Raw genomic sequence first — 8,363 nt, 5'->3', positions numbered from 1 at the left:
GCGCCGCGCGCTGCGGGCCGTGGCGCGCGACGCGCAGGTCGACCTGGCAGACTACGGCGCGCCGCGCGGGCTGCCGGCGCTGCGCCAGCAACTCGCGCTGCGGCTGGCGCAGCACGGCATCGAGGCGGCGGCCGACCAGTTGCTGCTGACCGACGGCGGCACCCACGCGCTCGACCTGCTGTGCCGCTTCCTGCTCGAACCGGGCGACACCGTGGTGCTCGACGATCCCTGCTACTTCAATTTCCAGGCGCTGCTGCGTGCCCATCGCGTGCGGCTGGTCAGCGTGCCCTACACCGCCAACGGGCCCGATCCGGAAGCCTTCGCGCGGGTGCTGGCCGAGCATCGCCCACGCCTCTACGTAACCAACTCGGCGATCCACAACCCGACCGGCGCGACGCTGGCGCCGGCCGTCGCGCATCGCGTGCTGATGCTGGCGGCCGAGCATGACCTGCTGATCGTCGAGGACGACATCTTCGCCGACTTCGAGATCGAGCCCGCGCCGCGGCTGGCGGCCTTCGACGGCCTGTCGCGCGTGATCGCGATCGGCAGCTTCTCGAAGACGTTGTCGGCGGCGGTGCGCTGCGGCTACATCGCCACGCGGCGCGACTGGATCGATCCGCTGATCGACCTCAAGCTCGCCACCACCTTCGGCAACGGCGGCCTCAGTTCGGCCGTGGTGCATCGCCTGCTGGTGGACGGCACCTACCGGCGCCATCTCGACGGCCTGCGCGCGCGGCTCGGCGACGCGCGCAGCGAGACCTTGCGGCAACTGACGGCGGCCGGCCTCGAGGTGCCGATCCGGCCGCGCGCGGGGATGTTCCTGTGGGCCGAGCTGCCCGAAGGGCTGGACGCAGCCGTGGTGGCGCGCCATGCGCTCGACGAGGGCGTGGTGCTGGCGCCGGGCAATGTCTTCAGCGTGTCGCGCAACGCGACGCGATACCTGCGTTTCAACGCCTCGCAGAGCAACCGGCCGGCCATCCATGCCGCGCTGCGTCGCGCGATGGCGCGCGCGGCGGGCTGACATCCCGGGCATCACGCCCTGGCGCGGGACGCTGCTCCCGCATCGCCCCCATCCTTTCCCGCCGATACCCGATTGCCTCCTGCCCGCGAGGGCTGCCCAAAAAGTATCGGCGCGCCCGGCGTTTTGACGTAGTGAGCGCGCCCGCCTCGACCCTATAGTGCCTCTGCCGGTTCTGACGGCGATCCAACAAAGCAGAATCTAGGAGACACGTATGAACAAGATGCGACTCGTCGCGGCGGGCGTGCTGCTGGGCGCCTGTCTGCCGGGCATCGCGAGCGCGCAGGTCTGCAAGGTGCCGACCCTGCGGGTGCTCGCGCAGAAGAGCCTGGGCCTGTCCGTGATGGAAAAATCGCTGCCCGACTACGAGAAGCAGAGCGGCACGCACGTCGAGATCAGCTATTTCGGCGAGAGCGACCGCCGCGCGAAATCGCGCCTCGACGCTTCGACGGGCGCGGGCTCGTACCAGATCTACTACGTCGACGAGGCGAACGTCGCGGAATTCGCCTCGGCCGGCTGGATCACGCCGCTGCTCAAGTACTACCCCAAGGACTACGACTACGACGATTTCCTGCCCGGCCGCCGCGCGGTGGCCAGCTACCAGGGCGTGGCCTACTTCGCGCCGCTGATCGGCGGGGGCGATTTCCTGTTCTATCGCCGCGACCTGCTCGAGGCCGCCCACATCCCCGTGCCGAAGACGCTCGACCAGCTGGTCGCCGCGATCAAGAAGCTCAATGCGCCGCCCAGGCTGTACGGCTGGGTGGCGCGCGGCCAGCGCGGCTCCGGCATGAACGTCTGGCGCTGGGCGCCGTTCATGCTCGGCATGGGCGGCGCCTGGACCGACAAGAGCGGCCAGCCCGCCTTCAACTCGCCGGCGGCGGTGAAGGCCACCCAGCTCTACAGCGAGCTGTTCAAGTACGCCCCGCCGGGCGCGGCCACCTACGACTGGAGCAACGCGCTGGAGGCGTTCCGCTCGGGCAAGGTCGCCTTCATGATCGAGTCGACGCCGTTCGCGGACTGGATGGAGGATCCCGGCAAGTCGAGCGTGGCCGGCAAGGTCGGTTATACGCGCCCGCCCGCGCCGCTGCCCTCGGCCGCCTACGGCCACGGCTTCGCGATCTCCTCGGTGGGCGCCAGGGACGACTGCACGCGCATGGCCGCGGGCCGCTTCATCGCCTGGGCCACCAGCAAGGACCAGGAGCAGGCGCGGCTGCGCAACGGCGTGTTCAGCGACTACAACCGCAGCAGCACGATCGCCAGCCCCTACTTCAAGCAGCACGTGGTGCCGCAGATCCTGGCCGGCCTGAACGACACCAACCCGGTCACCCAGGTCACCATCTGGCGCACCCCGCAGTGGCCCGATATCGGCGACAACCTCGGCATCGCGCTGGAGCAGGTCTTCACCGGCACCCAGGCCGACGTGCAGGCCACGCTCGACGACGCCGCCCAGTACGCCAAGGACGCGCTCGAACATGGCGCTCGCAAATAAGCTCGCCGGCCCGGGGCCGGTCGTTCCCGCGCGGCGGGGCCGCGAACGCACCAGCCTGCCCTGGGTGTTCCTGGCCCCGACGCTCGCCCTGCTGGCGATCCTGAGCCTGGTGCCGACCGTCGCCGCGATCCGGCTCGCGCTCTACAACCGCGTGCTGCGCTATCCCGACAGCGAATTTGTCGGGCTGCGCAACTTCGTGCGGCTCGCCTCGGACCGGCGCTTCCTCAACGCGATCGAGGTGTCGGTGCTGTGGGAGCTGGTCACCGTCGCGGGCGCGGTGCTGGTCGGCATCGTGCTGGCGGTGTTCCTGTTCGAGCGCGTGCATGGCCGCTGGCGCCGGCTCGCCGCGCTGGTGCTGATCATGCCGGTGCTGCTGCCGCGCGTGTCGGCGGCCTTCATCTGGAAGTTCATGTACGCGCCGCTCACCGGCATCCTGAGCTGGCTGCTCGGCACGCTCGGCGTCGACAACACCGCCTTCCTGGCCGATCCGCACTTCGCGCTCTACGCGGTCGCGCTGGTCGACGTCTGGCAATGGGGGCTGTTCTTCGCGGTGGTGATCCTCAAGCTGCTGGAGACGCTGCCGCCCGAGCCGCTGGAGGCGGCGCGGCTCGACTACGCGTCCACCTGGCAGGTGCATGCCTATATCGCGCTGCCGATGCTCAAGGTGCCGCTGGTGAGCCTGGTGTTCATCAAGATGGTCGAATCGCTGCGCTCGTTCGACCTGATCTACGTGATGACCAAGGGCGGTCCCGGCATCAGCACCGAGACGCTCGATCTCTATGCCTACCAGCAGGGCATCGGGCTGGCCGGCAAGGTGTCCTATGCATCGAGCATGGCGGTGCTGATGATGGTCGCCACCACCCTGGTCTTCACGCTCATCTGGAAGAGGGTCAACAAATGGGACGACTGATTTCCCGCGGCGGCACCGTCGCGATCGGCGGCCTGATCCTGCTGGTGGCCGCGTTCCCGCTGTTCTGGGCGGTGCTCAATTCGCTCAAGCACCTGCTCGACATCGTCACGCCCACGCCGCGTTTCCTGTTCGTGCCGACGCTGGCCAACTATCGCCAGGTGCTGTCGAGCCCGGAGGTGATGATCGGCCTGGGCAACAGCATCGCCATCGTCGGCGCCTCGGTCGCGCTCGGCGCGTTGCTCGGCGTGCCGGCGGCCTACGCGATCGCGCGCTACCCGGTGCGCGGCAAGCGCGATATCCAGTTCTTCCTGCTCTCGCTGCGCTTCCTGCCGCCGGTGGCGATCGCCGTGCCGCTGATCGCGATCTGGGTCGACCTGGGCCTCTACGACACCAAACTGTCGATGATCGTCACCTACCTGCTGGTCACGCTGTCGACCATCACCTGGCTGTCGATCCCGGTGTTCCGCCGCCTGCCGCGCGAGATCGAGGAAGCCGCCGCGCTCGACGGCTATGGCCCCTACGCGGTGTTCTGGCATATCGCGCTGCCGGTCTGCGCCAACACGCTGCTGGGCGGCGTGGTGTTCAGCTTCGTGCTGGTCTGGAACGAGCTGATGATCGCGCTCGCGCTGACCTCGTCGCGCAGCGCCACCTTGCCGGTGGTCGCCTCGGCGTTCACCTCGCTGGGCCAGGAGGTGCCGTGGGGCGTGATCAATGCCTCGACGGTCCTGCTGGCGCTGCCGCCGCTGGTTTTCGTCGGCATGCTCAGCCGCCTGCTCAATTCGATGGTCAAGGGAAAATAAGGAGGATGCCTTGAAAGCGCTCGTACTCGAACGCACGCGCGAACTCGCGCTGCGCGACATCGACCTGCCGCTGGAGATGGGACCGGGCGATGTCCGGATCAAGATACACACGGTCGGCGTGTGCGGCAGCGACGTTCATTACTACACGCACGGCGGGATCGGCCCGTTCCGCGTGGACGCGCCGATGGTGCTCGGTCACGAGGCCTCCGGCGTGGTGGTGGAGGTGGGCGCCGAGGTCACGCAGTTGCGCGTGGGCGATCGCGTCTGCATGGAGCCCGGCGTGCCGCGGCTTGATTCGCCGGCCACGCTGCGCGGCCTCTACAACCTCGATCCCGCCGTGCGCTTCTGGGCCACGCCGCCGGTGCACGGGTGCCTCGCGCCCTACGTGGTGCATCCGGCGGCCTTCACCTACCGCCTGCCCGACAACGTCTCGTTTGCCGAGGGCGCGATCGTCGAGCCGCTGTCGATCGGCCTGCAGGCCGCCAAGAAGGCGGCCATGAAGCCCGGCGACATCGCGGTGGTGATCGGCGCCGGCACGATCGGCGCGATGACCGCGCTGGCCGCGCTGGCGGGCGGCGCCGCGCGCGTGATCCTGGCCGACCTGGTGCCCGACAAGCTCGCGCTGTTCGCCGGCAATCCGGCGGTCACCCCGGTCGAGGTCGGCACGCAGTCGCTGGCCGCGACGGTGGCCGAGCTGACCGGCGGCTGGGGCGCCGACGTGGTGTTCGAGGCCAGCGGCAGCGCCCGCGCCTACGCCGGCCTGGTCGATCTGATCTGCCCCGGCGGCTGCGCGGTGCTGGTGGGCATGCCGCTCGAGGCGGTGCCGCTCGACGTGGTCGCGCTGCAGGCCCGCGAAGCGCGCATCGAATCGGTGTTCCGCTACGCCAACATCTTCCCGCGCGCGCTCGCGCTGATCGCCTCCGGGGCGATCGACGTGAAGCCGTTCATCTCGCGGACCTTCCCGTTCTCGGACGGCATCCGCGCCTTCGAGGAAGCCGCGAGCGCCCATCCGCGCGACGTGAAGATTCAGATCGAAATGGATTGAACCATGGCACGTATCGTCTGCAAGGCCTTGTCGAAGCGCTACGAGGGCGGCCCCGCCGTCCTGCATCCGCTCGACCTCGAGATCGCCGACGGCGAGTTCATCGTGCTGCTCGGGCCCTCCGGTTGCGGCAAGTCGACCATGCTGCGCATGATCGCGGGGCTGGAGGCGATCAGCGACGGCGAGCTGGTGATCGGCAATGCCGTGGTCAACGAGCTGCCCTCGCGCGAGCGCAACGTCGCGATGGTGTTCCAGAACTACGCGCTGTATCCGCACATGTCGGTCTACGACAACATCGCCTTCGGGCTGCGGCGCCTGAAGGTGCCGGCCGGCGAGATCGACCGCCGGGTGCGCGAGGTGGCCGGCATCCTGGGGCTGGACGCCTTGCTCGATCGCCGGCCGCGCGCGATGTCCGGCGGCCAGCAGCAGCGCGCGGCGATCGCGCGCGCGATGATCAAGACGCCCGCGGTGTTCCTGTTCGACGAGCCGCTGTCGAACCTCGACGCCAAGCTGCGTACCCAGTTGCGCGGCGACATCAAGCGCCTGCATCGGCGGCTCGCCACCACCACGCTCTACGTGACGCACGACCAGCTCGAGGCGATGACGCTGGCCGATCGCATCGTGCTGATGCGCGGCGGCCATATCGAGCAGATCGGCTCGCCGGCCGAACTCTATGCGATGCCGCGCACGGTGTTCGCGGCGAGCTTCGTCGGCACGCCCGCCATGAACTTCGCCGACGGCACGATCGAGCGCGACGGCAATCGCGTCGTGCTGACCTGCAACGGCGCGCGCTGGCCGCTGTCGGCCCGGCGGCTGGCCGGGTTGCGCGGTTTGGGCGAGGGCCAGGCGGTGAAGGTGGCGATCCGCCCCAACCACCTGCGGCTGGCCGATGGCGGCACGCCGGCCGACAGCATGGGCCTGGCCGGCACGGTGGAGCTGGTCGAGCTGCTCGGCGCCGAGGCGCTGGTCACCTTCGACTGGCAGGGCCAGTCGTGGGCGGCCCTCGTGCCGGCCCCGATGGCTCCCACGCCGGGCGACGTGCTAGCGTTGCGCTTCGACGAGGAGGCGCTGCACCTGTTCGACGCCGGCACCGAGCGCAACCTGGCGCTGCCGGAGGCGAGCCGCGAGGCGCACGCGGCCGGGCCGGCGCTGGCCGCGGCGGGTTGACCGGCTCCCGTCCATGGCACGCCGGCGCAACCGCAGACGGAGCAGCACATGAATCCGGATCTCGAGATCGTCCCCAGCCACCAGGACAGCGCGTTTCGCGCCTGGGTGCACGACTACCCGCACGCGGTCGCGAAGTGGCACTTCCATCCCGAGTACGAGATTCACCTGATCCGCTCCTCGCGGGGCAAGGTCTTCGTGGGCGACCACATCGGCGATTTCGGCCCGGGCAACCTGATCGTGACCGGGCCGAACCTGCCCCACAACTGGGTCAGCGAGCTGGCCGAGGGCGAGCGGGTGCCGTCGCGCGACGTGGTGCTGCAATTCTCGCGCGACGCGATCGACAAGATGGTCGACACCTTCGGCGAACTGCAGCCGGTGAGCGCGCTGGTCGACGAGGCCGCGCGCGGCGTGCAGTTTCCCGATCGCGTCGGGCAGGCGGTGGCGCCGCTGATGCTCGAGCTCGCGAATGCGCACGGCTGCCGGCGCATCGAGATCCTGATGTCGCTGTTCGACCGGCTGTCCTCCTGCCGCGAGCGGCGCGTGCTGGCCGGCCCCGGCTACCGGATCGACGCGCAGCACTACATGTCCTCGACCCTCAACCAGGTGCTGTCCTACCTGCGCCAGAACCTGCCCGGCGTGCTGCGCGAGGCCGACGTGGCCGAATTCGCCGGCATGAGCGTGAGCACCTTCACGCGCTTCTTCCGCCGCCAGACGGGCTCGACCTTCGTGCGCTACCTGAACCGGCTGCGCATCAACGAGGCCTGCGAGCTGCTGATGTTCTCCGAGCTGAGCATCACCGACATCTGCTATCGCGTCGGCTTCAACAACCTGTCGAATTTCAATCGGCAGTTCCTCGCCATGAAGCAGGTGCCGCCCTCGAAGTTCCGCGACCTGCATCGGCTCAATACACCGTACAGCCGCGACGAGGCGCCGGACCTGCCGCGTCCGCCGCGGCGCTCTCCAGACAGGACACTGCATCCGTGACTTTCCTCGGCATCGATCTCGGCACCTCCGAGGTCAAGCTTCTCCTCACCGACGCCGATTCCGTGCCGCTCGCGACCGGCTCGGCCCCGCTGTCGCTCGACCGGCCGCATCCGCATTGGTCGGAACAGAGCCCGCAGGCCTGGTGGCATGCGATGCTCGACGCGATCGCCGCGGTGCGGGCCGCGCATCCTGCCGGTTTCGCCGCGCTGCGCGGCATCGCGCTGTCGGGGCAGATGCATGGCGCGACCCTGCTCGACCGCGCCGGGCAGGTGCTGCGCCCGGCGATGCTGTGGAACGACACGCGCGCCGGCGCCGAATGCGTCGAGCTCGAGGCGCTGGTGCCCGAGTCGCGCGCCATCACCGGCAACATGGCGATGCCCGGCTTCACCGCGCCCAAGCTGCTGTGGCTCGCCAAGTACGAGCCGACCGTGTTCCGCGCGATCCACAAGGTGCTGCTGCCCAAGGACTACCTGATCTGGCGCCTGTCGGGCGAGTTCGTCTCCGACCTGTCGGACGCGTCGGGCACCTTGTGGCTGGACTGCGCGCGTCGCGAATGGTCGGGGCGCATGCTGGCCGCCAGCGACCTGTCGGTCGAGCAGATGCCCAGGCTGGTCGAGGGCAATGCCGCGGCCGCGCAGTTGCGCGACAGCCTGCGGCGCGAGTGGGGCATCGCCGGGCCCGTCACGATCGCCGGCGGCGCGGGCGACAACGCGGCTTCGGCGATCGGCATGGGCGTGACCGGGGCCGGCGGCGGTTTCCTGTCGCTCGGCACCTCGGGCGTGCTGTTCGCCGGTAACGAGCGTTTCGCGCCGAACCCCGATGCCGCCGTGCACGCCTTCTGCCACTGCCTGCCGGGGCGCTGGCACCAGATGAGCGTGATCCTGTCGGCCGCCGCCAGCCTCGACTGGCTCGCGCGCGCGCAGGGCGGCAGCGCCGCCGAGCTGGCGGCGCGA

General features: G+C 69.8%; 8 protein-coding genes. All 8 read left to right on the top strand.

The genetic code is table 11. The annotated features are described in order from the left end of the window. Positions 1-1,021, top strand: a 1,021-nt coding sequence (locus F3J18_RS34060) for a PLP-dependent aminotransferase family protein (RefSeq protein ID WP_166916495.1), incomplete at its 5' end; no start/stop codon positions are given. A gap of 211 nt (positions 1,022-1,232) precedes the next feature. After that, positions 1,233-2,507, top strand: coding sequence for a sugar ABC transporter substrate-binding protein (locus F3J18_RS34055; protein WP_166916493.1), 1,275 nt, complete (start codon positions 1,233-1,235; stop codon positions 2,505-2,507). After that, the gene (locus F3J18_RS34050) at positions 2,491-3,417 is read left to right on the top strand and encodes a sugar ABC transporter permease (protein ID WP_166916491.1); all 927 of its coding nucleotides are present in this window, start codon (positions 2,491-2,493) and stop codon (positions 3,415-3,417) included. Before F3J18_RS34055 ends, F3J18_RS34050 begins: the two co-directional genes overlap by 17 nt. Further along, positions 3,405-4,217 (top strand): carbohydrate ABC transporter permease, encoded by an 813-nt coding sequence (locus tag F3J18_RS34045; protein WP_036029128.1) that lies wholly within the window; start codon positions 3,405-3,407, stop codon positions 4,215-4,217. Before F3J18_RS34050 ends, F3J18_RS34045 begins: the two co-directional genes overlap by 13 nt. A gap of 10 nt (positions 4,218-4,227) precedes the next feature. Next, the gene (locus tag F3J18_RS34040; protein WP_166916489.1) at positions 4,228-5,262 is read left to right on the top strand and encodes an NAD(P)-dependent alcohol dehydrogenase; all 1,035 of its coding nucleotides are present in this window, start codon (positions 4,228-4,230) and stop codon (positions 5,260-5,262) included. Between the two features lie 3 nt (positions 5,263-5,265). Beyond that, the gene (ugpC, locus tag F3J18_RS34035) at positions 5,266-6,426 is read left to right on the top strand and encodes a sn-glycerol-3-phosphate ABC transporter ATP-binding protein UgpC (protein ID WP_166916487.1); all 1,161 of its coding nucleotides are present in this window, start codon (positions 5,266-5,268) and stop codon (positions 6,424-6,426) included. 48 nt (positions 6,427-6,474) lie between these two features. Next, positions 6,475-7,410 (top strand): AraC family transcriptional regulator, encoded by a 936-nt coding sequence (locus F3J18_RS34030; RefSeq protein WP_029951112.1) that lies wholly within the window; start codon positions 6,475-6,477, stop codon positions 7,408-7,410. Beyond that, a partial coding sequence (gene xylB / locus F3J18_RS34025; RefSeq protein ID WP_166916485.1) for a xylulokinase occupies positions 7,407-8,363 on the top strand: 957 nt, incomplete at its 3' end. The genes F3J18_RS34030 and xylB, both read left to right, overlap by 4 nt.

The sequence above is a fragment of the Burkholderia sp. Ax-1720 genome (assembly GCF_011753035.1).
GTDB lineage: Bacteria > Pseudomonadota > Gammaproteobacteria > Burkholderiales > Burkholderiaceae > Burkholderia > Burkholderia gladioli.
Note: the sequence above shows the minus strand (reverse complement) of the source record. Positions and strands in the feature narration are given on the sequence as shown.

Coding starts and splice junctions, on each gene's coding strand:
- F3J18_RS34055 (WP_166916493.1), top strand. CDS start 1,233: ATGAACAAGATGCGACTCGTCGCGGCGGGCGTGCTGCTGGGCGCCTGT.
- F3J18_RS34050 (WP_166916491.1), top strand. CDS start 2,491: ATGGCGCTCGCAAATAAGCTCGCCGGCCCGGGGCCGGTCGTTCCCGCG.
- F3J18_RS34045 (WP_036029128.1), top strand. CDS start 3,405: ATGGGACGACTGATTTCCCGCGGCGGCACCGTCGCGATCGGCGGCCTG.
- ugpC (WP_166916487.1), top strand. CDS start 5,266: ATGGCACGTATCGTCTGCAAGGCCTTGTCGAAGCGCTACGAGGGCGGC.
- F3J18_RS34030 (WP_029951112.1), top strand. CDS start 6,475: ATGAATCCGGATCTCGAGATCGTCCCCAGCCACCAGGACAGCGCGTTT.